The following is a 22,480-nucleotide window of genomic DNA, read 5'->3' as shown; positions in this document are numbered from 1 at the left end:
TCAAAAGGTCCGGCCCAATTCTTCGGCTCGGGCAATCGCATTTCGTTTAATTTCCTCGGCTTTATCCGGCTCAGCATTATGCCCTTCTATAAATAAACCTTCAAATTCCGGCACTCCGAAAAACTGCATCATGATGCTGATATAGCGGTGCCCCATCTCAAGTTCCGCAGCCGGCCCTTCCGAATAGTAGCCGCCTCTCGCCTGGATGTGCAGGGCTTTTTTATCGGTTAACAGCCCGATCGGTCCTTGCTCGGTATATTTAAACGTCTTTCCCGCTACAGCGACCGCATCAAAGTACGCTTTCATCACCGGCGGAAAAGAGAAATTCCAAAGCGGCGTGACAAACACGTATTTGTCTCCCGTGATAAATTGCTCGCTCAGCTCATTCAAACGGCCGACTTTTGCCTTTTCGTGTTCAGAAAGCTGTTCAAAACCCGATCCCGACTGCAATTTTCCCCAGCCGCTGAAGACGTCCGCGTCAATTTGCGGAATGTTTTCCTTGTAAAGATCAAGATGTATGACTTCATCATCCGGATGAGCTTCTTTGTAAGATTCGATAAATGCTTTCCCCGCCGCCATGCTGTATGATGCCCTTTCGTCATGCGGGTGAGCGGTAATGTAAAGGGTTTTTGTCATCTCTTTTGCTACCTGCCTTTTTATTTTGATATTGGTTAGTATGGAACGTTGCCGGGCAAATATTCAGGGGAAATCGGATTATACTGTGTCGTCCCGATGATTCAGCCGGTCCAATACAAGGTGAACAGCGATGGCGTCGTCCAGGTAGCCGATCGGAAACGTATAGTCGGGAATAATGTCCGCAGACAGGATAAAATACAGGAGCGCACTCCCCAAAACGGATCGGTCTTTTTCAGAAGTAGCATTGTCACAATAGCGGTGATGCATTTTTTTCAAATGATTGATGAACGGTCCGGCTCCATTTACCTGGCTTACTTTGTTGTCGAATTCCTCACAAATGATGCTGTGTCCTTCCTCTGTCAGCGCATATTGCTCATATTTGTTCAATTCCTGTTCGATACGCTGCCTCGTCTCTTGGGGATCGTACAGCTTGGAGGCCCCTAACATTTCCAGCATGGCGTCAAGAGAGCCAAGGACCTCGGTACCGTTTTGTTCTCTTTTTCCATGAACTTGAAAACCCGAGGCTTCAATCAATTTATCAAGTGAAATCTCGAGATGTTCGGAAAAAGCTTTTAGATGAACAAGCTTAGGTTGCTGCTTGCCGTTAGCGATCCGCGAGATTGTCGCGGCGTCCATTCCGGAGAGGCTGCTGAGCTGTCGCATTGAAAGCGATCGCTTTTTAAGCAGCTCTTTAATCAGATGTCCGATATGATTTTCTTTCGGCTGTCCCATCTCCCCTCCCCTTTCCAAAGCGGTTCTTAACTCATGATATGTGAATATGTTGAGAAATTTGCTTTTTTGTTGAGCTTTTTCATGGTACTGGCACATTTTTCTCAACGATACATACTGTAAGAGCAAACTTACTGGAAAAAGGAGCTGCTCATCATGACATCATGGATCATCATTGCAGGCTTAACCGTTTCATCAAGCGTTGACAATTTGGGGGTCGGTTTATCATACGGGATTCGGCAAATTCGCATCAGCTTTTTTTCTAATGTGGTCATTTCACTTATATGTTTTCTCTTTAGCGTGTGCGGCATCCACTTCGGACTTTGGATATCAACGGTTTTACCCGGGATTCTCCCCGTTCTGGCAGGTTCTGTTTTATTGGCCGTTATCGGTCTGCGAATCATGCTTTTGGCCGTTCCGCGTCGTAAGCCTTCCCCTTTGAAAGAAAACGGAAGCACTGGCTCGCCTCTACAGACCGTTGGCTTTTTCGAATCGATCCTTCTCGGAATCGCACTGTCAGCAAATGCCCTTACAAATGGAGTCGGGGCTGGCCTCTTCGGCTATTCGCCGCTTCTGATTTCGATTTTGGCAGCCGCCGGAAGTTTTCTGACGGTGTGGGCAGGTGCCGCCTGCGGTTCCAAACTGGCTCATATTCGCTTTGGCCATTTTACGGTCGGGCAGTTTGGCACGCTGATCAGCGGAGCAATATTACTATTGATTGCCGGCTTTGCGTTTTTTTACTAGCGGCAGGAGCAAAAGCGTCAGGTGAAGGGAGGGAAAGGCATGGCAGTAGAAAGCGCACTTCAATTGATGCTTTCGTTCGGTATCCTGATCGTTGCGATATTTTCACTCTGCTTTCATTTCACGAATAAAAAATAGGAACGCCCCGATTTTTCAGATCAAGGCGTTCCAGGATTCAAAACCAAAGCCGACTCCCTTGCAGGAGCAATGCCACTTCGAAGATGCTCGCGGCATCTTCGATTTTTTAAATGATATTCTTGTTTGCAACTTTTATGACTGCGCTGCATGCCCCTCTTCTTTCAGCTTTTCGAGTCTCTCTTGCAACTCTTCTTCTGAAAGACCGTGCTCTTTGACATACAGGTTGCGCGGATGAACCCGGCACTCGTGCGTGCAGCCCCGCAAATAGCGGTGCTCATTTTCTTCAGAGCAGATGATCTGCTTGTTGCATTCAGGGTTGGCGCAGTTGACATAGCGCTCGCAAGGCTCGCCGGTGAAATAATCCTTGCCGACGATGACGTGCTCTTTCTGGTTGACCGGAACGCTGATTCTTTCATCGAAAACATAGCACTGCCCGTCCCACAGATCACCTTGAACTTCAGGGTCTTTTCCGTACGTCACAATCCCGCCGTGAAGCTGGGACACGTCTTCAAATCCTTCTTTTTTCAGCCATCCCGAAAATTTTTCACAGCGGATACCGCCCGTGCAGTAAGTCAATATTTTCTTGCCTTCGAGCTTTTCTTTGTTATCGCGGATCCACTCAGGCAATTCGCGGAACGCTTTAATGTCCGGTCTGACCGCGCCGCGGAAATGTCCCAAATCGTACTCATAGTCGTTCCGTGCGTCGACGACAATCGTATCTTCCCGCTGCATCGCCTCATAAAATTCTTTTGGCTCAAGGTATTTTCCCGTTAATTCATTCGGATCGATATCATCTTCCAGGCGGAGCGTCACCAGCTCATCGCGATGGCGGACATGCATTTTTTTGAAAGCGTGCCCTTCTGATTCATCGATTTTAAACACCATATCTTCAAAGCGGGGATCATTTTTCATTTCACTCATATAGCGGTCTGTCTGCTCTACGGTTCCTGACACGGTTCCGTTGATTCCTTCACCCGCCACAAGGATGCGCCCTTTCAGGCCCAAATCTTTGCAGAGCTTGAGGTGATCTTCGGCAAATTGCTCGGGGTCTTCGATATGAACATATTTATAATACAACAATACTCGGTATTGATTTTTCATGATATCTTACCACCTATCTGATGCGTGTTTTTATAAGATAAAAATGGAATATAAATCCATTTACATTTCCAAAGCTTCATTCATATTAAAACAAATCATCACCATGATTTCAATGAAGCAGCTTGAACATTCCATTAATCAAATGTTAGAAATTTTAACACTTCCGGCGGCTTTACGCAAGCAAAACAGCTCAGGTTAAAGGACTTTCAGCAATTCTGTTATAAACTCCCAAAATCCAGGTACTTCTTGACATAAAAGCATCTCCGCTTTTTCGCAAATTTTCATCTTCAGCTCCTGTTCAAGATCCTCCCTCTCTTGATAGGATGTGTTGTTTAATTTGCTTTTGATCATCGGCGTGAAATTTTCCAGCAATTTTTCAATCTCTTTTTCGTCGTGCAGACTCACTGTTATCATTCCCCTCTGCTTTAGAATTCAGTAGCTCTCTTATCTTTTCGAGTGCCCTTTTATGAATTCTTGAAATATTTTGCCTTGATTCTCCCAAAGAGTCAGCCATTTCCTGCATGGATACCCCGTGAATGTAAATTTGCGCAAGCACTTTTTTCTGCTTGTCCGTCAATTGCAAAAACGCTTCATAAAGCATCGGGTCTTGCAGATGTTCACTTAAATCCTCTTCCTGTTCCAAGACATCGTCTAACAGGTCCCCTCGGGGCGGCTCGGGCAAAGTCGGACTGTCGTCGATCATCAATGGAAAACGCTCTCGATTTTTCCGGACTCTTTTATCAAAGTCGACGGAGAAAATCCGGATCATCGAGTTGATGTATTTGATCATGCGGATGTTTTTGTAAAACCGCTTAAATTCGCGATCGAGACACTCTGCCTCTTCAGAATCCGGATGTTCCAAAACGTGGTTGAAAAGCCGCTCATACCGGGGGTTGCTCAAAAAATGCTTCACAAGCGGATGCCCTGTGATTTCCTTGATTTTCGCACGCAGTAACGTTTGATCTATCATAAAAACCGCCTCCTATTTATTTAGATGAAAGAAATGAAAAAAAAGTAAACTTATCTCTTCTATTAACATGCAAACATAAGTTCCCATTCAGAGAAAATAGTTCTTTGCTTACATTTTTCAAACTTTCTTCACTTCTTAACATAGGAGGTGGTAAGAATGGACAGTGCATTCATTGAGGAAGCAGCGAAACAAATCGGCAATGTCGGCTTTCCGGCTGTATTGGCAATTTACCTGCTCACGCGTTTTGAAAAGAAAATCGATGAACTGATCGAATTGATCAAAGAAAAAAGTGACACCGATGATTGACATCGGCCTCACTTTTTTCACTTAACATGACAGAAGGGGAAAACGAAAGGCCTTTCAGCTCTCCTTTACATTTTGAGAAAGAGGGGATATCACATGGAAAAAAACAAACCAGTTCCACAGCCGATCAGAGGAGAAAAAGGAGCGGAAACGAAAATTCCGCACAACGTTGAGCGCGACCGCCAAAATCCGGACATGCTCGCGCCGCCGGAAACCGACCACGGAACGGTGCCAAACATGAAATTTTCATTTTCCGATGTCCATAACCGTCTCGAAAAAGGCGGATATGCACGGGAAGTCACGGTTCGCGAGCTGCCGATTTCAGACAAGCTTGCCTCTGTCAACATGAGGCTGAAACCTGGAGCCATCAGGGAACTTCACTGGCATAAGGAAGCAGAATGGGCGTATATGCTGTACGGAAAAGCACGGATTACGTCTGTTGACCAAGACGGCAGAAACTTTATTGAAGATGTGAAAGAAGGAGATCTCTGGTACTTCCCGTCAGGTCTGCCGCATTCAATCCAAGCGCTTGAAGACGGCTGCGAATTCCTGCTTGTCTTCGATGACGGCTCTTTCTCTGAAAACAGCACCTTCCAGGTGACGGATTGGCTGGCCCATACGCCTGATGAGGTGATTGCCGCAAACTTCGGCATTTCAAAAGACGTCGTCGCATCTCTTCCAGATAAAGAAAAGTATATATTCCAAGAAGCGATCCCTGGATGTCTTGAGAAAGACAAAGTCGAAAGCCCGAACGGAACGGTTCCTCAATCTTTCAGCTACAAATTGCTTGAACAGGAACCGATTGTATCTAGCGGCGGCAAAGTATGGATTGCTGATTCCACGAATTTCAAAGCGTCGAAAACGATCGCCTCTGCGCTGGTGGAAGTCGAACCTGGAGGCATCCGGGAGCTGCACTGGCATCCGAATACAGACGAATGGCAGTATTACATTTCCGGACAAGCGAAAATGACCGTTTTCGCGTCCGACGGGCATGCCAGAACATTTAACTACCAGGCCGGAGATGTCGGCTATGTGCCGTTCGCAATGGGACACTACGTCCAAAATACAGGAGACGAACCGCTTCGCTTCCTCGAAATCTTCAAAGACGACCACTATGCTGACGTTTCGTTAAACCAATGGCTTGCGCTCGTTCCGGAAGAGCTTGTCCGCCAGCACCTTGACGTCGGCAGCGAGTTTACAAACATGCTCTCTAAAGAAAAGCATCCGGTCGTGAAATTTGATAAGAAATAACCAGCCAGGCTTGCAGGAGACATATCCTGCAGGCCTTTGGCTGCTGTGTACATATTTAAAAGGAGTTGTATTATGAAACATTTCGTTATTTGCTGCTTGTCGGTTATGTTCGTTTTTTTCGCTCACTTTCTCGGCATTTCGATCCTGTTTCGTCTGCCGGGCGCATTTTACCAAACAGTCGGGTCCCTGCTTTTGTTTACGCTTTGTTATACCGCACTGACTTTTGTCCTGGAACCGGCTGAAAAGCTGCTGATCCACAGTATGAAGCTGCTGGGCATCAATCGGCGGATCACGTTTTTTGCCGCCGAAATCATCACGATCGGATGTTTATGGGCCGCGATTTTTACAGCGGACGAATTGCTGGACGACGTTCTGCTGACGTCTTCGGCGGAAATCATGATTGCCGTTTCGTTTTTTACCATTGATAAAATCCTTTATCCTCGGCAGAGGTCCGGTTCGCTCTTATATTGAGAATCCACTGTTCAATCCAGGAGAATGTTATATAATGGATTTCAAGTAATCAAAAGGAGGTTTTCGTTCTTGTATAAGGTACGTTTCAGACCCGACATGTCGATCAAAGAAATCGGTGAACAGGTGCAAAGCTATGTCGCCGCCAATTGGAAACAAACGCTTGACGATCATCGCGAAGCGCTTTTAAAGGTGTTTCCCGAATTGGAAGACGCGACTTACGGGGTCTACTTGGACCACCTGCTGCCTCCTGTATTTGAAAGTCTCGAACAGTCCGGCTTTACAACGATTCAAGATGCGGGAAAAGGCGATTTTTTCATCGGAAAAGGCTTAAACTTTAGACAGTCCATGGAAAAATGGGGAGCTGACGACTGCCGCTCACGGGTGTTTTGGGCTGTCATCTCCGATCAGCAACAACAGCCTGCCGGGACGCTGCTCTTTGACTTTTTTCACTCTCACGCCGGATTTGATGTGCCTCTTCCTCCGCAGATTTACATATTGGAGGAAACAGAGAGAGACAGAATTGTCGCTTACGTGAAACAGATAAAGGAAAACTAGCTGATAGCGACTCACAATATCATAAGCTGCAACCGCCGGGCAACCCGGCGGTTTTTTTAATGCAGCACAAGGAATATTTTTGCAACCAATCAAACCACACATTCGTTATGTATAAGACCACCAACATCTTACATAAGGGAGAAAAACATGAGAATTTTCGAAATATTATTAACGATTCTATCTTTTGTCATGCTGTTTCAGCAAAAAATGCCGAGAAAGCTTGCGTCGGCAGCCGGATTTACGAGTATTGGCGTGTTGGCGGGACAGCTTTTTTTTGAGGGATACAGATGGCAAATGGTTTTGATCTATCTGATCTCCGCCGCCCTCGCCTTTATCGCGATCTTCGGAAAAAGGCTTCAAATCAAGATGTGGAAGCCGCTGAAATATGGCTTGTATGTTCTAACATTCGCCATGCTGGCGGTCTCCGTCTTCCTGTCCGTATACCTGCCCGTTTTCGATTTGCCTAAGCCTGACGGCGTTTATTCGGTCGGGACGAAGACGTTTCATTTGACCGACCGCGACAGAGAAGAAACGCTGACAAAAAATCCGCACGATAAAAGAGAACTGATGGTCCAAGTATGGTACCCCGCCCAAGGTTTGCATGGACAGAAACGGGCACCTCTCTTTCCCGAAGACGCAAGCACATTTCACGAATATATCGAGAAGTTCGCAGATGGATTCGGCCTTCCCCCGTTTGCTTTGGACTATTGGCGCTGCATCAAAACAAACTCATACGAAAACGTTGCGATCTCATCAGCTGAAGCCCGATATCCAGTCGTCGTAATCAGCCACGGCTTCGGAACAAGCCGGCTGCTGCACGCTTCCCAAGCCGAACATCTGGCAAGCCATGGGTTTGTCGCAGTGGCGATCGATCATACGTACAGTACGATGGCAACGGCTTTTCCAGACGGACGGATGACAGGCTTAACAACCGAGCGATATATGAACGGAGTTTCCGAAAACAGCAGCAAGCTCGGGAACATTTGGACGCAGGACGCCGACTTTGTCATCAACCAGTTGGATCAGCTGAATCGCGATGCCTTTAATGGAAAACTCGATATGGGCAACATCGGGATGATGGGTCACTCATTCGGCGGCGCCACGGCGTTTAACGCCGCATATTCAAATCCCAAAATTAAAGCCGGAATCAACATGGACGGTTCACTGTACAATGTCAACGGCAAGCAGGCGATTTCAAAGCCGTTTCTATTCATGGAATCGAGCAGCTTTATGAACATTAAAGACAAGGCGCTCAGCGGAAAAATTTCTGATGAAGAAATCAAAAATTCGGGTTTAACGAAAGAAGAATTCAACAAGATGATTGAGGAACGAAAAAAGGAATACAAAATCATTGATCAAGCGTCAATGGTGTATATTGAAGGAACGGAGCATTACAACTTCACCGACTTGCAGCTTTATTCAAAACTTTTGAAGCAGCTCGGCATGACGGGCGACATCGACGGCGAACGAAGCGCGGATATCGTGAACCGGTACGTTTTGGATTTTTTCAACAAGCATCTAAAAGAAACCGGCGGCGGCTTTATCAGCAAGCCGAATCCGTCATATCCGGAGGTAAAGTTTCCGAAGGAATAAACCGAAAACGACAGAAAGGGTGCCGGCGGCGGCACCCTCTTTGTCTCATTAACAGATACACCCTGGATTGAGAGAACTAAATATTTTTCGTATGCCTTTTCACTAAATAGCCGCTAAGCTCGGCATATCGGAACTGTGCGGCTTGTAACTCCGCTTCATGCGCGGCGTCGTTAATATTAGCGGAGGTTAGCGACAAATGTTGTCACACTCTGAGCCGGAAGATGTGCCCAAAAATGATTGTCTGTTACATTGAGATTCGTTCCCGGTTGAAGGTTGCTGCTGCTGCTCGTGATCCATCTGGATACTTGAGAAACAGATCCATTCTGCAGAACGAAGTTTTGGTTAACCCCTGAGTTGTTTTTATTAATGGCGACTATAACGACTTTGTTGTCACCTTTATAGGCAGATACGTAAACGTTTGAAGCGGGGCTCTTTGTCGCATCAACCCTGACATAACCGGGACGGACAAACTTCGAGAAATGAGCCATATTGTAACCGCGCTTGCTGATCGTACCGTCTTCTTTCATAGGACCGTATGATCTGCGGATGTACCACCATACATAAGCCTGAAAATCTCCCTCTACCATCGAATTGTGAATATGGTGCGAAACATCCAATGCCTCAGGCCAGCGGTCCGCAGAATTATTGTCACTGTTCGGATAATATACTTCCGTCATCCAAAGATCTTTTCCTGCTCCTCTTTGTTTGAACAGTGGATAAGCGAAATTGTTAAGCTGTGTACCATAAAGATGAGCGCCAAGAATATCCATATTGGCAAGCGCCTTTGGATCATTCAAAATCGGATCCGATATATTTTTTAAGTATTGAAACGACTCAGGCGCGATGACACGGGCATTAATCGAGCCGGCGTTCTCTTTCATAAAGCGAAGTATTTCTTGCGGTGTCCACCACGTCCAGTCGTGTGCGTAATCAGGCTCGTTTTGGACGGAAATCGCATACAGATTCACGCCATTATTTTTCATGAAGGTAACAAAGTCGTTAAGATGCTTCGCGTATGCGGCGTACTTATCGTATCTCAGCCGTTTAGGTGATGTGTCTCCATTCCGATTGAAAGTCTCAACCATATCGCTTGGCGGATTCCAGGGAGAAGCAAAAACGATTGCTCCGTGTTTGATCGCACTCTTTGCCGTCTCCACTTCTCTGTACCAATTGTTTCTATTTTCATCAACATGAATTCTTAAAATTGAAAAGCCTAACTGATTCTGTCCATTGCCAAAGGCGGTTTCTCTTTGAGCTGCTGTAAGATCCCCGATCCAAGCCGGGTGATTCATCCCTCCAAAACCGCGAATCACTTGTTTTTCTGCAGATAGACGAACTGTTGCGTCACTGGCTGCTGAAACTTCAGAAGCGGCAGGCCCGGTTAACATGAGCGACAGCATCGTTACATATGCCAACAATACACAAATTATTTTTTTCACATGCTTTCATCCTCTCATTGTTGTGGTAGTGGTATATGAAAACCCTTCTGAGACCACCTTTTGCTGTTACCGGTGCTCATTTTGTGTAAACTGCCAGTAATCAAAATTAAACAAGTTGCCTGAACTGTTTCCGGTAAATACAAAATAGACGTTGTGAACACCGGTTGCGCTGCTCACAGTCGTTTCTATTTCTCTCCAAGTTTGCGCTCCGCCTGTGGAAGGTACATTCAGAGTTCCCACAAGCTTACCTGTTACACTGTCGAGACGGACTTCAATTTTACCGCCTGCAGTAGAAGCGACATTGGCTTTAAATGTCCTCGCTCCGCGCGTGCCGAAGTCAGCATTTCCTACAGCAATCCAGTCTCCGTTATGAATGCTTGTTACGTTTTGATTATTTTCCGGTCCGCCGGGTGCTGAGGATTTCTCCGTCAAAATGCGTCCATTCCAGGCAAACGTTTCAGCTTCTACCCGGTTATACGGATTCAAATTGGCAAGCTGAAACACTCCCCTGTAATTTGCCGCCACCTCTTGAATGGACCCGTTTGCAAGATGGACCAGCTTATTGATATGGGGAGAACGATATCCTTTGCCGGCTCCGAACAAAGCGAAACTGACAGTTTGAGCATGGTACACCACATACCACTCGTTTTTAAAATTGAAAACAGCATGATGGTTGTTTCCGCCAGCCCCGAAGAATGCACCCGGATTTTTCAGGAAATGCCCTCTATACGTAAAGGGCCCCATGGGACTTGAGCTGGTCATGTAGCCGATTTCACCCGGTGGTATATTGGCCGGGTGCACACCGCTGAAATTGATGCAATAGGAATAGTAATATTTTCCGTTATGTTTATGAATTCCCGAGTCTTCAAACATGAAAGGCGCATCAATCACAGACGCGCTTCCAACAACGCTGGTCATATCGTTCCCCAATTTTATGACTCGTGCTGTTTTAGGATTTGCCCATTGCTCCTGCGTTGGATTTGAACCGCCGGGGATGCCTCCACCGGCATACAGATAACCGGTGCCATCGTCATCTACGAACACTGCCGGATCAAATAGCCAAACAACGCCGGACATTCCCGGTGTACTTGTTGTAACCAACGCTTTTCCAATCGGATCTGTCCACGGCCCGGTCGGGCTGTCTGCGGTGAGGACCCCGATACCTCCGCCGCCGTTTGCAAAGTAAAGGAAGAATTTATCCTTACCATTTATCTTTTTAACTGCGACTGACGGGGCCCAGGACGCGCCTGCCCATTTCGCAATCCCCCGGCCGCCATTAGCCCCGTTGGCACCTGCCACCGGAATGGCTCCGTGATCTGTCCAGTTCACCATATCCGCTGAAGAGATGACGAACACTTTGTTCAAATTGGCAAATGAATTATCCTTAATCGTTCCGTTGCTGTTATATTCATAATCGTCACTGGACATATAGATGTAGACTCTTCCGTTATAGGTCAGCGCAAAGGGATCCGCTCCTAAATGATGGTCTATAAGCGGGTTTGAATTCCCTACATGTTTTGCAATGGTTGTGCTGGCAGCAAGTACAGATTTCCCAGGTATACAGCTCATGAATAGCACAAGAACCAATAAACATGCACCGCACTTCATTTTCATGACCAACATCCTCCTTTTATCTATAAAATCAGGCGAGTTGCCGATTTTTCCGGCAGAAGCCCCTGTCTTTGGAAAGTGCGATACGGCTTTGGGCTGATTTCTAATCTTGAAGCAGCTTCTTTCATAGCTCTATTCCTTCGCGAAGCCGGGCCTAGCCCTCTTCCGGAAGAACGCGTTCAGAATCTTGGCCAACCGCAATAACCTGACCGGTGATTTATCTGCCGGAGCTTTGCTCTTCTTTCTCCGCATCCCCTCCTGTAGTTCATATTTAATAACCGTTTTGCATAAGCGTTGATCATACAAACTTTTACATTTAGCACCTTCAAAAACTTACCATAATTTTTTAAGCGTATTAAGTGTCTTTTATCATTTCTTTTTCATAATCTAAAATTGATTCTTATGAACTAATTTCATTTTTCTAAAAAAAAATAGGGTTGTTTTATAGACATCCGTACGTTGCCTAGAGGTGATTCTTAATCGCGGAAAGAAAAAGAGTTTAAGTTGAATCAGCGGAGCATTACAGCTTCCCCGAAGACGGAAAAGCGGAGATATTATAAATCATCATGTTTTGGATTTTTTAAGGAACGGGCGGCGACTTGACAAGCGAGCTGAATCCGGAGGAATGATCGAAAAGCTGAGTGCCGCTGAGGAAAGCGGCAACCTCTTATAATCAGGAGAAAATAAAGAAAAGACTTAAAGCAATCGCAGTCTGAACAAGCGAAATCAAAGCCAAGTGTCCAAACGAAGTCTTGGCTTTTTTGATGTATGTATCATAAATGGCATTAACAGTAAAGAAACAAACGTATCCTATTAGCGATTCAATGATGAGCATGGTAGACCTCCTTTTGGCCAGCTCTTTCGAATGTATATACAATCAAAGTTCGACATAATACACTCTGATCCTTTTTTAGCGATCCCTAAGTCGATTACACGGTGCCTCTGCTATGCCGATTCCAAAGAAAAGCCAATTTCTGCGAATAAATGAAACTTTATGCTAAAATTAAAGGAAAACAGGTTTGAGGTGCAGTAAACTTATGATCCAACACAGTGTCTTTCTTGAGGGAGAATACACATTACAAGATATGAGATCTTTCTTTTTTTATTGGCTTAAAAAATACGCATTCCTTTATTTTATTCTTATTTTTCTATTATTGGTCTGGGTGTTTTCCGTCGATGGGAAGATGCCGATTACCGTTTATCATAGTGAAACACTCGAATTGTTGTTGAATGGACTTCTCATGATTGTACTTTCAATCATATTAACCTCACTTTTAATTGGTTTTTTTTATATCCGGATGCAAATTGTCTATCGGAAAAATGAACGGCTAAAACGCAAAAGAACTTACACTATCAATCCACAAGGAATTCAGATTCAATTTAAGAATTTCGATACGTTGTTTCAATGGTATGAAGTGACAGCAGTAACAGAATATAAACGCCTCATTCTCATGAAAACGTCAAGCAGCCAGTTGATTTTGATACCGAAACGTTTTTTCACATTTGAAAATGAACTTCATTCTTTCAGAGAGCTTGCGACTACATATGGACAGGCCAAAAAATTAAAATTGCAATCTTAAGAAGATGGATTTCTCTTTTTTGTATATCCATTTTCATTTCATAAAAGTGAGCAGGGGTTGTAACAAAATGGATTAAAGGAGAATGCCATGAAGACTCTGGATGTTCAGGCGTTGCACCATGCAATTGATCAAACGCGGGAACAATTAAAACACCAATCAGACGAATTCGCCAAAGTCAAAAAAGCCGTTGACGGCATCACATCACTTGATGATGCTTTAAAAGGAAAAGGCGGCGATGCCATTCGTGCCTTTTATGAAGAATGCCACACCCCTTTTCTACAGTTCTATGATACTTTTATAGAGGAATACAGTTCCACGCTGAAGAAAATGAAAAGCGCGCTGAATTCCCTGGAACCCAACCATAACGGATTTATTTCACAGTCCTTTCTCGAACACGAGCTGGAGAATGGCTTAAATGCGGCCGATCGCACAACAAAACATTTGGTTTCTAAGGCCAACGCCACAATCGCAAAAGTTAGCCATATCGTCGACTTACCGGATTTGAATGACAGCGGTTTTCATGAACAGAATCAGAAAGCGTTAAAGGAAATCAGCACGACTCTTGAAAAGCTGCATGCGTTTGACCGCGAACAGACAAACGCTCTTAAAACCGCTGAAAATGACCTGGAAACGATGCAGAGATACATGGCGCGGCTCGAAAAGATGTATACCGGCCCCAAAATTGAAATCACCAGTTATCAAAAAGGCGCGATTTTAAAGCCGGATGAGATGGATACATTGAGTGGAAATCAAGAAACAGCGATGGGTGCCATGCTGAAAAAAGTCGGAGACAAAGAAGATGCGGACGTAAACACTCTCGCCGATCCAGATCGATTAAAAAAATTGGCGACACAAAAGGTTTCCAAGAAAGAGTACACCCAAGAGGAATTGAATGAACTGAAAAAAGATTATAGAGTATTTAACGATACGCTTTACCGGGCATACATAGATGGTGATACAATCGTCAAGATAGAACCCGCCTACACCCTTCCAGAGAATGTGGAAAAAAGCGATTTTGCTAAATATTTCGATACGGCGATGGAATTTACAGGTGTGTATGATGCAGTAAGAGCAGCGTTTGGATACGACCTTGTGACAGGCGAAATCGTTAAGGATAATGGTGATCGTTTGATTGCCGCATTGAGTGTCACCCCTTTCGGAAAGGCATTTAAGTACGGAAAGCGCGGCTTCAAGTTATTTAAAGGTGAAGAAGCGGGAAAGAAAGTTTCTAAGGTAGATAAAGCCCAGAAGAGTAAAGAAACAGTTAAACCTGGGGACAGTAGCCCTCTGGCACCAGGCGGTGGATTAGCAGCCCATGAATCTAAAAAAGGTCACTTAATCAAAAGGCATGTTGGGAAAACTGATGAGGAGTTATTGCAACGCTTAAAAAAAGACATCAGAATCACTGGATCATCAACTTTTAAAGATAGAGCTACTGCTGAGAGAGTTGCCAATAGCGCGTTAAACGATTCGCGTAATCAAAAACTAATAAAAGACTGGTTGAACAATCCAAAAAGCAAATCCACTCTCGCACTACCTTACAAAGGAACTGAAACTATCGGACGCGGAGTAAAAAGAAACACCGAAAAACCTGAAGATATGACTAATGCCTTGATTATTTTAAAGAAAGGTAAAGATGGAGAGTACATTCTTACTGGCTATCCAACAAAATAAAAGTGAGGGATAAAATATGTTACGTTATGATAACCCAGAAGATCCAATATTTCAATTTTTAGCAGGTTCTTTTCACCAGGATATTGAGTCACCTGAGGAAGCTTTACAGGAATTATTAGAGGAAGAAAGTTGTGAATATCTAAAAGACGCTTTCGATTTTATTACAGAATTTATTAATAGTGAGTATACTGATACTGAAAAAAACGATTATATTCAATCTTGTGCTGACGGCATATATTTTCCCGCTTTAGGTATCACCCCACTACAGTGGTTAACCGGTGTAACAGAAGAAATACAGAAAAGAGTACAAGCAGAATAAACTTTGAAAGGCCCCTAATAGAGGCCTTTTTTATTACTTCAGTAATGATTCAATTTTACTTTGGTCTTCGGCCTATAAATGCCATCAACAGAAAAGCGTACATAAGTTGCGCAGGGAAGGTTGAATATAGAAACGCTCTTAAATTCTTATAAGACGGATAACCAAACCTTTATCTCATGGCATGACCCCGACGTATTCCACCGTATCATTCATATGTTCATTAAGCCGTTCCCGCCCTTGCACAAACATCAAAACTCCCCAAAAAACAAAAAAACCACCATCATATGTATGGTGGAGACGGTGGGAGTCGAACCCACGTCCAGAAACGTCGATTGCTTCAGCGTCTACGAGCGTAGCCCTGCATATTTAGTTTTCGCTCATCTTCGTGCCTGCGGGCAGGCCCTCGGAGAGCTAGTCTGAAGAGTCTCTTCCTGCGCACTCAGACGGGAGCGCAAGCGTAGCCTACTTCGTTATGGGCTCTTAACCGGCACATAGGCGATGCGGGCAAGAGCTCGCTGCGCTAATTAGGCAGCTAGTGCTAAGTTCTGGTTAGATTTGCCAGTTATATTTAGGTGCGTTTTTACGAGATCGCCTCTCGGCTCGCAACTCAAGCTCGATCCGTCCCTGTCGAATCCGTAACGTCCCCTTGGATGAAAAGGAAGTCGGATAACTGGCTGCATCACTATTATAACAAGATCACGCGTCAATTCCAAATGGTAATGTCTGTGATCACGTTCATATAGGATAACATGGGTTCCGGCTTTAGATCAAGCCTTTTTGCCTGTCGCGGAATGCTCTTTCGATTTCGCGTTTGGCGTCTTTGCGCTTTAAGTCTTCGCGTTTGTCGAATTTCTTCTTCCCTTTTCCGAGTCCGAGCAGCACTTTCGCAAAGCCGTTCTTCAAATAAATCTTGAGCGGTACGAGCGAGTATCCCTGCTCTTTCGTCAAACCGATCAATTTATTGATCTGCTTGCGGTGCATCAAAAGCTTTCTCGTCCGCAACGGATCATGATTATAGCGGTTCCCCTGCTCATACGGGCTGATGTGCATATTGTGAAGGAACACTTCTCCGCGCTCAATTTTGGCGAACGCGTCCTTTAAATTCACCCGTCCGGCGCGTATGGACTTGATTTCCGTACCTTGAAGCACGATGCCTGTTTCGTATGTTTCTTCTATAAAATAATCGTGATTTGCTTTTTTATTTTGGGAAACAACCTTCCCTTCTCCCTTTGGCATACGGCAACCTCCTCCCGCCTTCAATCTCACATTCGAAAGGGCGGCGAATACGTATTATTCTATCAAATGAACGTTCGTCTTACAATTTCGCCGCCCTTTTTTTGACGTGTGCCGTCTATTTTTTCTTTTTCTTGCGTTTTTGTTTCGGCGCGTTTTGAAAACCGCGTTTTTTCTTTACTTTTTTCTTTTTCGGCTTGGTGAACCATTCCCCTTTGTCAGCCGATGGAGCATCCTTTTTTGGACCCTTTTTCTGTTTTGGCTCCGGCTTCTGCCGGCGGCGGGAGCCTTTCATGCCGACGATTTCAAAATCGATGTTCCGCTCGTCTTTATTGACGTCAACGACGCGGACCGTAATCTCATCTCCGATCCGGTAGACGTTGCCCGTACGCTCGCCGATCATCGCATAGTGCTGTTCATCATAACGGTAAAAATCGTCCGTCATAAAGCTGACGTGGACAAGCCCTTCGATCGTGTTCGGCAACTCGACGAACATGCCGAAGTTCGTAACGGAGCTGATGACGCCGTCAAATTCTTCACCGATCTTATCCAGCATAAATTCGGTTTTTTTCAGATCATCCGTTTCCCGCTCTGCATCTACGGCATTGCGTTCCATATTTGACGTATGCTCGGCGATCTCAGGCAGTTTCTCGGCCCATTTCTCCCTTGTCGCTTCGTCTGTCTTGCCCTGAATCAAATACGTCCTGATCAGCCTGTGGACGATCAAGTCAGGATAGCGGCGAATCGGTGACGTGAAATGGGTGTAGAATTCAGTCGACAGGCCGAAGTGTCCGAGGCTTTGCGGATCGTATTTCGCCTGTTTCATCGATCTGAGCATAACCGTCGAAATCACGGCTTCTTCAGGACGGTCCCTGACTTCTTCAAGCACGCTTTGCAGCGCTTTCGGATGGATGCTTCCAGCCGTCCCTTTGACGACATAGCCGAATGTCGTAACGAACTCCAAAAATCTCTGCAGCTTTTCCTGATCCGGATCTTCGTGAATCCGGTAAATAAACGGAACATTCATCCAATGAAAGTGTTCGGCAACCGTTTCATTGGCGACAAGCATAAATTCTTCGATCAGCTTTTCTGCTGTCGACCGTTCTCTCAAGACGACGTCCTTCGCTTTTCCTTCTTCGTCGACGAGAACCTTCGCTTCCTTGAAGTCAAAGTCGACGGCTCCGCGTTCCATCCGCTTGCCGCGCAGAATCGCAGCCAAGTCTTCCATGTCTTTAAACATCGGGACAAGCGTCTCATACTTCTGTTTCAGCTCTTCATCATCATCGACTAAAATTTTGTTCACGTCAGAATAAGTCATCCGCTCGGTCGTTTTAATGACACTTTGAAAAATTTCGTGTTCGACGACTTGCCCTTGAGGATTAATGAGCATTTCGCACGACAAAGTCAAGCGGTCGACTTTCGGATTTAAAGAGCAGATTCCATTCGACAGCCTGTGCGGGATCATCGGAATCACCCGGTCGACAAGATAGACGCTCGTACCGCGTTCATACGCTTCCCGGTCAATCGGAGACCCTTCTGTGACATAATGGCTGACATCGGCAATGTGGACGCCGAGTTTATAATGGCCGTTTTTGAGTTTTGTGACGGTAACGGCATCGTCCAAGTCTTTGGCATCTGCGCCGTCGATCGTGACGATCGTTTGATCGCGCAGATCCCGTCTGCCTTCAAGATCCTTTTCATCGATTGTATCAGGCGTATTGCCGGCTTGTTCCATCGCCTCAGCCGGAAAGTCTCCCGGGAGGCCGTGCTTATGAATGATGGAAAGAATGTCGATGCCGGGATCGTTTTTGTGGCCGAGAATCTCGATAACTTCCCCTTCCGCACTCATCCGGCCTTCAGGATAGCTTGTCAGGCGGACGACGACTTTGTGCCCCTCGACGGCGCCGTTTTTGGCGTGCTTCGGAATAAAGATGTCATTCGTGATTTTTTTATCGTCGGGAATGACGAAGCCGAAGTTTTTCGTCTCTGTATACGTGCCGACAATCTTCTGAATGCTGCGCTCAATGATGCGGATGATGGCCCCTTCTTTTTTTGTACCGCCGGACTCCGTACTCAGGCGGACAAGCACGGTATCTCCGTTCATTGCCGTGTTCAGCTCAGACGGCGGAATGAAGACATCGTCAAGCGAGGAATCTTCGGGGAGGACAAACGCGAAGCCTTTCGCGTGCGCCGACACCTTCCCTTTGATCAAATTCATTTTTTCGGGCAAACCGTAGCGGTTGCTTCTCGTTCTGACGACAAGCCCTTTTTCTTCAAGGGTAACAAGAGCTTTGACAAGCTCTTTGTATTCGTCAGAATCGGTGATATCCAGCATCTCTTCCAGTTCCTGAACTGTAAGAGGTTTATACGCTTCTTCTTTCATAAAGGAGAGAAGCTTATCCATAAATTCTTCTTTTTCCACTAACCAGACCTCCTTATGTCTGCCAATCCAGCGTTTCTAAAAATTGATACACATCCTTGTGCAGTGTTTCGCGTTCTTTATCCAATGTGATGGCATGACCGGATTCTTCATACCATTTCAGCTGCTTATCATCCGTTTCAACTTCATTGTAGATGATGTTCGCGCTGTCCGTATTAATCATATGATCGTGGCGCGCCTGCACGACAAATGTAGGCGAATAGATCATGTCCACATGCTCTCTGACATCGGCAATCAAATCCTGCAGTGCTTTCAACGTGTTCATCGGCGTTTTTTTGAATTCTTCCATCTCAGCGTCAATCTGTTCCGCTGTCTTGCCTTCAAATTTCTTATAATTGCGGGCATACTCAAGCACACCCTCGTACATCGTCTCTTCGCTTTTGATATACATCGGCGCGCACATTGGAACAATTCCCTTTATGGGTACAGTGTAACCCAATTTCAATGAAAAAACTCCTCCGAGAGACAGACCGCAAGCCGCGATTTGTTCATACCCTTCCGATTTCAGATATTCATACCCGTCCATGACGTCTTTCCACCAGTCTTCCGGACCTGTGGAGAGAAGTTCTTCCGGAGGCACGCCGTGGCCTTTATATTGGGGCGCATGGCATGTGTAACCTTTTTCATTCAAATATCTTCCGAGCATTCTCACGTCCGCCGTGTTGCCCGTAAATCCGTGCAGCAGCAGGACGGCTTTTTTTCCGCCTTTAAATGTGAAAGGTTGTGGTTTGACGATTTTCATGATTCACTGTCTCCTTTTCATATGTATTCTTCCACGTTTAGTCTTGAAACAAACTTTATCAATCGGCCGGTCCCGTCATACAAAGACCTGCAAATAGGAAAAAGGCCTGACTTGAACATCAGACCTCATGCTTCATTGTCTTATACAAAGTAAGCAAGCGCAATCGTTAAGAAAAAGAAAAGCACGGTTAAAACGACCGTCATCCGGTGGAGAATCAAATCAAGTCCTCTTGCTTTCTGCTTTCCGAAAAGCTGCTCGGCCCCGCCGGAAATCGCGCCTGATAATCCGGCGCTTTTGCCGGATTGCAGTAAAACGACAACGATCAGTACGATACTTACAATCACTAATAAGACCGTTAAAAATGCGGCCATAACCTACACCTCCAGACAAACTGGCTGACAATAGTTTTATTTTACATGAAAAGCAAGCGCATGTCACGAGCGTTTCGAACAGCTTTTTTTATTTTTTCCCAGCGCCTGAATAAGGTATACAAAAAAAGGAACGGCTATGCTCCCTATCAGGCGGAATATGTAATCACATTTATAACTTTTCTGACAAGGCCGCCATCATATCTTCCAGCAGCATTTCCGCTCCCCGCGGGCTGAGTACGATTTTGCCGCCCGCATACGTTTTATTTTTCGTGGTAATGTCGCCGGTCATCAAGCATGCCATGTTGGCGGCGTATTTTGTCAAAATGATGTTTTCTCCGTCGGTGTATATTTCGAGCGGGTCCTTTTCATTGATATTCAGCACCCTGCGCATTTCGACCGGGAGAACGACTCTGCCGAGCTCATCGATTCTCCGGACAATTCCCGTATTTTTCACGTTTGAAAAGCCTCCTTTTTTCCTTTGTTTATTGACATTTGTCAACATCTTTATAATAAAAGAGATCTTCAAATTTTTTGTTGAAATACTGAATCATCTTTCCGATCACAAGCTGTCCGGGCCTCCTTTCGCCATTTAAAACTCTGCTCAGAGTCGCCGGGGATACGCCGATTTCAATGGCAAGCTGATTTAAGGAGAGATTGTGTTCAATCATATACTGAAGAACAAAATCTCTTTTGATATGAATCTTTTTTACCATGATTACTCCCCTTTCTAATCTCTTATGTTTCTTTTTGTCTATATTGAACATAAATGATTTGTTAACTTTTGTCAATACTTTTATCATCCATATGTTTCCTATAGGCAATATTCGTACTAAAATATTTTATAATAAGAGATTGCGAGGTTTTGGCCATGACGAACTTTGGATACCATTTACGACAATTAAGAGAACGGAAAAAACTGACCGTCAATCAGCTGGCGATGTATTCCGGCGTCAGTTCGGCCGGCATTTCGCGAATTGAAAACGGAAAGCGCGGCGTGCCGAAGCCGGCGACGATCAGAAAACTGGCGGACGCTTTGAAAGTTCCGTATGAGGAACTGATGGCATCTGCAGGCTATATCAGCGCGTCTACAGTCCAGGAAGCAAGAAGCAGCTACGATTCCATTTACGACATCGTTTCACAGTACGATTTAGAGGACCTTTCTCTGTTTGACAGCGAAAAGTGGAAGGTGCTTTCAAAGAAAGACATCGAAAACCTGGACAAATATTTCGACTTTCTCGTGCAGGAAGCAAGCAGCCGAAACAAAAACTGAATACCTTCTCCGCAGCGCACGCCCCCCTTTTTATCATTATCGTCTGTTTTCGACCCTGCTGTTATTTTATCCCTTATGTTAACTTTTGTCAATGTTTTTCCTGCCGAAGTGTTTCCTTTAGTCAATATTTATATTAAAATGTTCATATCATGAATTTGCGGGGGGGATGGCGATGACAATGTTCGGCGAGCGGCTCAAAGAGCTGAGGGAACAAAGAAGCCTGTCGGTTAATCAGCTTGCCATTTATGCCGGTGTGAGCGCCGCAGCCATTTCCAGAATCGAAAACGGCCACCGCGGCGTTCCGAAGCCCGCGACAATCAGGAAATTGGCCGATGCTCTGAAAATGCCGTACGAGCAGCTCATGGATATCGCCGGTTATATGAGGGCTGACGAGGTTCGCGAACAGCCGCGCGGCTATGTCACGATGCAGGACATCGCGGCCAAGCACGGCGTCGAAGATCTGTGGCTGTTTGAGCCCGGAAAATGGGACTGTTTGTCCCGCGAAGACCTGCTCAACCTCGAACAGTACTTTCATTTTTTGGTGAATGAAGCGAAAAAGCGCCAATCATAAAAAGCCGAATTTCTTTTTAGCAGAAATTCGGCTTTTTTCGGCTGCCATTTAAGCGGCATCCGGATTCGGCGTCTTGCCTTTACGATGCTTAACCGGGCTCAGCGCACGCTCGAGCCATCCCATGAACAGATCGGCGATGATCGCCATCAGCGCCGTCGGGATCGCGCCTGCCAGAATGATCGCTGTTCCGTTCGTCGCGTTTGATCCCCTGACAATGATGTCCCCGAGGCCGCCTGCGCCGACAAACGTGCCGATGGCCGTGATGCCGATCGCGATGACGAGCGCGGTTCTGAGCCCTACCATAATGACCGACAAGGCGAGCGGAAGCTCCACCATCCGGAGCACTTGAAATTTCGTCATGCCCATAGCCTTCCCTGATTCCAGATAGGCGTGCTCAATGCTGACGATCCCCGTATATGTGTTTCGAATGATCGGCAAAAGCGAATACAAAAACAATGAAAGAATCACCGTGTTGGCGCCGAGTCCCATAACTAGCATCAAAACGGCGAGCATCGCAAGCGCCGGAATCGTTTGAATAACATTGGTGATGGAAAAGACCCATTTGCTGATCTTCCGGTATCTGGCGATCAAGATACCAACCGGGATGCCGACGACGGCGGCGAACAATACGCCGTATGCCGACATTAAAAAGTGGCGGTAAAATTCCCCCAGCACATAGCCGCCGTTTTGCGCGTAATACGTCCAAAGCTGTTGCAGCACTTCCATTTGTCAGCCCCTCCTT

26 protein-coding genes and 1 other RNA gene are annotated in these 22,480 nt (G+C 45.6%); 12 read left to right on the top strand and 15 right to left on the bottom strand.

Features of this window, described 5'->3' with window-relative positions; all coding sequences use genetic code 11:
* Together MST20_RS10905 and MST20_RS10900 are read right to left on the bottom strand one after the other, a co-directional pair.
* The gene (locus MST20_RS10905) at nucleotides 1-636 is read right to left on the bottom strand and encodes an FMN-dependent NADH-azoreductase (RefSeq protein WP_243942119.1); all 636 of its coding nucleotides are present in this window, start codon (nucleotides 634-636) and stop codon (nucleotides 1-3) included.
* A gap of 78 nt (nucleotides 637-714) precedes the next feature.
* Nucleotides 715-1,368, bottom strand: a complete 654-nt coding sequence (locus tag MST20_RS10900; RefSeq protein WP_243942117.1) for a helix-turn-helix domain-containing protein — start codon at nucleotides 1,366-1,368, stop codon at nucleotides 715-717.
* A gap of 153 nt (nucleotides 1,369-1,521) precedes the next feature.
* Between MST20_RS10900 and MST20_RS10895 the strand changes: the two genes are divergently transcribed.
* Together MST20_RS10895 and MST20_RS10890 are read left to right on the top strand one after the other, a co-directional pair.
* Nucleotides 1,522-2,109, top strand: coding sequence for a manganese efflux pump (locus MST20_RS10895; RefSeq protein WP_243942115.1), 588 nt, complete (start codon nucleotides 1,522-1,524; stop codon nucleotides 2,107-2,109).
* A gap of 39 nt (nucleotides 2,110-2,148) precedes the next feature.
* Entirely contained in the window at nucleotides 2,149-2,244 is a 96-nt protein-coding gene (locus MST20_RS10890) for a putative holin-like toxin (protein ID WP_222426460.1), read from the top strand.
* A 132-nt stretch (nucleotides 2,245-2,376) separates the two neighbouring features.
* On the opposite strand, the gene trhO is transcribed toward MST20_RS10890, so the two are convergent.
* From trhO to MST20_RS10875, 3 genes are all read right to left on the bottom strand, one after another.
* On the bottom strand, nucleotides 2,377-3,345 hold the full coding sequence (gene trhO, locus MST20_RS10885; RefSeq protein WP_243942113.1) for an oxygen-dependent tRNA uridine(34) hydroxylase TrhO: 969 nt from the start codon (nucleotides 3,343-3,345) through the stop codon (nucleotides 2,377-2,379).
* A 195-nt stretch (nucleotides 3,346-3,540) separates the two neighbouring features.
* Nucleotides 3,541-3,759, bottom strand: coding sequence for a sigma-O factor regulator RsoA (gene rsoA / locus MST20_RS10880; protein ID WP_031305046.1), 219 nt, complete (start codon nucleotides 3,757-3,759; stop codon nucleotides 3,541-3,543).
* Nucleotides 3,722-4,315, bottom strand: coding sequence for a sigma-70 family RNA polymerase sigma factor (locus MST20_RS10875; RefSeq protein ID WP_020452972.1), 594 nt, complete (start codon nucleotides 4,313-4,315; stop codon nucleotides 3,722-3,724). Before MST20_RS10875 ends, rsoA begins: the two co-directional genes overlap by 38 nt.
* A gap of 156 nt (nucleotides 4,316-4,471) precedes the next feature.
* On the opposite strand from MST20_RS10875, the gene MST20_RS10870 reads away from it, so the two are divergent.
* From MST20_RS10870 to MST20_RS10850, 5 genes are all read left to right on the top strand, one after another.
* Nucleotides 4,472-4,621 carry a YvrJ family protein gene (locus MST20_RS10870; RefSeq protein ID WP_020452973.1) on the top strand — a complete coding sequence of 50 codons (150 nt, stop codon included), beginning with the start codon at nucleotides 4,472-4,474 and terminating at the stop codon, nucleotides 4,619-4,621.
* A gap of 93 nt (nucleotides 4,622-4,714) precedes the next feature.
* On the top strand, nucleotides 4,715-5,869 hold the full coding sequence (locus MST20_RS10865; protein ID WP_243942111.1) for an oxalate decarboxylase family bicupin: 1,155 nt from the start codon (nucleotides 4,715-4,717) through the stop codon (nucleotides 5,867-5,869).
* A gap of 72 nt (nucleotides 5,870-5,941) precedes the next feature.
* Nucleotides 5,942-6,340, top strand: coding sequence for a YrvL family regulatory protein (locus MST20_RS10860; RefSeq protein WP_243942109.1), 399 nt, complete (start codon nucleotides 5,942-5,944; stop codon nucleotides 6,338-6,340).
* 69 nt (nucleotides 6,341-6,409) lie between these two features.
* Nucleotides 6,410-6,895, top strand: coding sequence for a DUF6022 family protein (locus MST20_RS10855; protein WP_243942107.1), 486 nt, complete (start codon nucleotides 6,410-6,412; stop codon nucleotides 6,893-6,895).
* A 147-nt stretch (nucleotides 6,896-7,042) separates the two neighbouring features.
* Nucleotides 7,043-8,488: an alpha/beta hydrolase family protein gene (locus MST20_RS10850; protein WP_243942105.1), complete on the top strand. Its 1,446-nt coding sequence runs from the start codon at nucleotides 7,043-7,045 to the stop codon at nucleotides 8,486-8,488.
* A gap of 176 nt (nucleotides 8,489-8,664) precedes the next feature.
* Here the strand turns inward: MST20_RS10850 and xynC are convergent, their stop codons facing one another.
* Both xynC and MST20_RS10840 read right to left on the bottom strand, forming a co-directional pair.
* Nucleotides 8,665-9,888 (bottom strand): glucuronoarabinoxylan endo-1,4-beta-xylanase XynC, encoded by a 1,224-nt coding sequence (gene xynC / locus MST20_RS10845; RefSeq protein WP_243942563.1) that lies wholly within the window; start codon nucleotides 9,886-9,888, stop codon nucleotides 8,665-8,667.
* 105 nt (nucleotides 9,889-9,993) lie between these two features.
* The gene (locus MST20_RS10840) at nucleotides 9,994-11,541 is read right to left on the bottom strand and encodes a glycoside hydrolase family 43 protein (RefSeq protein WP_243942103.1); all 1,548 of its coding nucleotides are present in this window, start codon (nucleotides 11,539-11,541) and stop codon (nucleotides 9,994-9,996) included.
* A gap of 1,034 nt (nucleotides 11,542-12,575) precedes the next feature.
* Between MST20_RS10840 and MST20_RS10835 the strand changes: the two genes are divergently transcribed.
* The 3 genes from MST20_RS10835 (at nucleotide 12,576) to MST20_RS10825 (ending at nucleotide 15,111) form a co-directional block, all read left to right on the top strand.
* Entirely contained in the window at nucleotides 12,576-13,118 is a 543-nt protein-coding gene (locus MST20_RS10835; RefSeq protein ID WP_243942101.1) for a YcxB family protein, read from the top strand.
* Between the two features lie 87 nt (nucleotides 13,119-13,205).
* The gene (locus tag MST20_RS10830) at nucleotides 13,206-14,792 is read left to right on the top strand and encodes a ribonuclease YeeF family protein (protein WP_243942099.1); all 1,587 of its coding nucleotides are present in this window, start codon (nucleotides 13,206-13,208) and stop codon (nucleotides 14,790-14,792) included.
* Nucleotides 14,793-14,808: 16 nt separating this feature from the next.
* Entirely contained in the window at nucleotides 14,809-15,111 is a 303-nt protein-coding gene (locus tag MST20_RS10825) for a contact-dependent growth inhibition system immunity protein (protein ID WP_243942096.1), read from the top strand.
* Between the two features lie 289 nt (nucleotides 15,112-15,400).
* On the opposite strand, the gene ssrA is transcribed toward MST20_RS10825, so the two are convergent.
* The 7 genes from ssrA to MST20_RS10790 all read right to left on the bottom strand — a co-directional run bounded on the left by ssrA (nucleotide 15,401) and on the right by MST20_RS10790 (nucleotide 20,613).
* Nucleotides 15,401-15,757: a transfer-messenger RNA gene (gene ssrA / locus MST20_RS10820) on the bottom strand.
* Nucleotides 15,758-15,873: 116 nt separating this feature from the next.
* The gene (smpB, locus tag MST20_RS10815; RefSeq protein ID WP_009329604.1) at nucleotides 15,874-16,347 is read right to left on the bottom strand and encodes an SsrA-binding protein SmpB; all 474 of its coding nucleotides are present in this window, start codon (nucleotides 16,345-16,347) and stop codon (nucleotides 15,874-15,876) included.
* Nucleotides 16,348-16,462: 115 nt separating this feature from the next.
* A complete protein-coding gene (rnr, locus tag MST20_RS10810) occupies nucleotides 16,463-18,766 on the bottom strand; it encodes a ribonuclease R (RefSeq protein ID WP_243942094.1) in 2,304 nt (767 codons plus the stop codon).
* A 13-nt stretch (nucleotides 18,767-18,779) separates the two neighbouring features.
* The gene (locus MST20_RS10805) at nucleotides 18,780-19,526 is read right to left on the bottom strand and encodes an alpha/beta hydrolase (RefSeq protein WP_075751411.1); all 747 of its coding nucleotides are present in this window, start codon (nucleotides 19,524-19,526) and stop codon (nucleotides 18,780-18,782) included.
* A gap of 140 nt (nucleotides 19,527-19,666) precedes the next feature.
* Nucleotides 19,667-19,897 carry a preprotein translocase subunit SecG gene (secG, locus tag MST20_RS10800; protein WP_003185418.1) on the bottom strand — a complete coding sequence of 77 codons (231 nt, stop codon included), beginning with the start codon at nucleotides 19,895-19,897 and terminating at the stop codon, nucleotides 19,667-19,669.
* Between the two features lie 169 nt (nucleotides 19,898-20,066).
* Nucleotides 20,067-20,351, bottom strand: a complete 285-nt coding sequence (locus MST20_RS10795) for an AbrB/MazE/SpoVT family DNA-binding domain-containing protein (RefSeq protein WP_105979765.1) — start codon at nucleotides 20,349-20,351, stop codon at nucleotides 20,067-20,069.
* 28 nt (nucleotides 20,352-20,379) lie between these two features.
* On the bottom strand, nucleotides 20,380-20,613 hold the full coding sequence (locus MST20_RS10790; RefSeq protein WP_164470226.1) for a helix-turn-helix domain-containing protein: 234 nt from the start codon (nucleotides 20,611-20,613) through the stop codon (nucleotides 20,380-20,382).
* A 152-nt stretch (nucleotides 20,614-20,765) separates the two neighbouring features.
* Here MST20_RS10790 and MST20_RS10785 point away from each other — a divergent pair, with 152 nt between their 5' ends.
* A complete protein-coding gene (locus MST20_RS10785; RefSeq protein ID WP_020452987.1) occupies nucleotides 20,766-21,167 on the top strand; it encodes a transcriptional regulator in 402 nt (133 codons plus the stop codon).
* Nucleotides 21,168-21,339: 172 nt separating this feature from the next.
* Complete coding sequence (locus tag MST20_RS10780) at nucleotides 21,340-21,738, top strand: helix-turn-helix domain-containing protein (RefSeq protein ID WP_243942092.1); 399 nt, start codon at nucleotides 21,340-21,342, stop codon at nucleotides 21,736-21,738.
* A 48-nt stretch (nucleotides 21,739-21,786) separates the two neighbouring features.
* Here MST20_RS10780 and MST20_RS10775 read toward each other — a convergent pair whose 3' ends face one another.
* The gene (locus MST20_RS10775; RefSeq protein WP_243942091.1) at nucleotides 21,787-22,464 is read right to left on the bottom strand and encodes an ABC transporter permease; all 678 of its coding nucleotides are present in this window, start codon (nucleotides 22,462-22,464) and stop codon (nucleotides 21,787-21,789) included.
* Nucleotides 22,465-22,480: the final 16 nt, after the last annotated feature.

Origin of the sequence: Bacillus sp. B19-2, from assembly GCF_022832475.1 — a bacterium.
In the GTDB taxonomy this organism is placed as follows: Bacteria; Bacillota; Bacilli; order Bacillales; family Bacillaceae; genus Bacillus; species Bacillus paralicheniformis.
This window is presented reverse-complemented; position numbering and strand designations above follow the sequence as displayed.

Coding starts and splice junctions, on each gene's coding strand:
- MST20_RS10900 (WP_243942117.1), bottom strand. CDS start 1,368: ATGGGACAGCCGAAAGAAAATCATATCGGACATCTGATTAAAGAGCTG.
- MST20_RS10870 (WP_020452973.1), top strand. CDS start 4,472: ATGGACAGTGCATTCATTGAGGAAGCAGCGAAACAAATCGGCAATGTC.
- MST20_RS10825 (WP_243942096.1), top strand. CDS start 14,809: ATGTTACGTTATGATAACCCAGAAGATCCAATATTTCAATTTTTAGCA.
- MST20_RS10780 (WP_243942092.1), top strand. CDS start 21,340: ATGACAATGTTCGGCGAGCGGCTCAAAGAGCTGAGGGAACAAAGAAGC.
- secG (WP_003185418.1), bottom strand. CDS start 19,897: ATGGCCGCATTTTTAACGGTCTTATTAGTGATTGTAAGTATCGTACTG.
- MST20_RS10775 (WP_243942091.1), bottom strand. CDS start 22,464: ATGGAAGTGCTGCAACAGCTTTGGACGTATTACGCGCAAAACGGCGGC.
- trhO (WP_243942113.1), bottom strand. CDS start 3,345: ATGAAAAATCAATACCGAGTATTGTTGTATTATAAATATGTTCATATC.
- MST20_RS10875 (WP_020452972.1), bottom strand. CDS start 4,315: ATGATAGATCAAACGTTACTGCGTGCGAAAATCAAGGAAATCACAGGG.
- MST20_RS10895 (WP_243942115.1), top strand. CDS start 1,522: ATGACATCATGGATCATCATTGCAGGCTTAACCGTTTCATCAAGCGTT.
- MST20_RS10805 (WP_075751411.1), bottom strand. CDS start 19,526: ATGAAAATCGTCAAACCACAACCTTTCACATTTAAAGGCGGAAAAAAA.
- MST20_RS10890 (WP_222426460.1), top strand. CDS start 2,149: ATGGCAGTAGAAAGCGCACTTCAATTGATGCTTTCGTTCGGTATCCTG.
- MST20_RS10905 (WP_243942119.1), bottom strand. CDS start 636: ATGACAAAAACCCTTTACATTACCGCTCACCCGCATGACGAAAGGGCA.
- xynC (WP_243942563.1), bottom strand. CDS start 9,888: ATGCTGTCGCTCATGTTAACCGGGCCTGCCGCTTCTGAAGTTTCAGCA.
- MST20_RS10860 (WP_243942109.1), top strand. CDS start 5,942: ATGAAACATTTCGTTATTTGCTGCTTGTCGGTTATGTTCGTTTTTTTC.
- rsoA (WP_031305046.1), bottom strand. CDS start 3,759: ATGATAACAGTGAGTCTGCACGACGAAAAAGAGATTGAAAAATTGCTG.
- smpB (WP_009329604.1), bottom strand. CDS start 16,347: ATGCCAAAGGGAGAAGGGAAGGTTGTTTCCCAAAATAAAAAAGCAAAT.
- MST20_RS10865 (WP_243942111.1), top strand. CDS start 4,715: ATGGAAAAAAACAAACCAGTTCCACAGCCGATCAGAGGAGAAAAAGGA.
- MST20_RS10850 (WP_243942105.1), top strand. CDS start 7,043: ATGAGAATTTTCGAAATATTATTAACGATTCTATCTTTTGTCATGCTG.
- MST20_RS10840 (WP_243942103.1), bottom strand. CDS start 11,541: ATGAAAATGAAGTGCGGTGCATGTTTATTGGTTCTTGTGCTATTCATG.
- MST20_RS10830 (WP_243942099.1), top strand. CDS start 13,206: ATGAAGACTCTGGATGTTCAGGCGTTGCACCATGCAATTGATCAAACG.
- MST20_RS10835 (WP_243942101.1), top strand. CDS start 12,576: ATGATCCAACACAGTGTCTTTCTTGAGGGAGAATACACATTACAAGAT.
- MST20_RS10785 (WP_020452987.1), top strand. CDS start 20,766: ATGACGAACTTTGGATACCATTTACGACAATTAAGAGAACGGAAAAAA.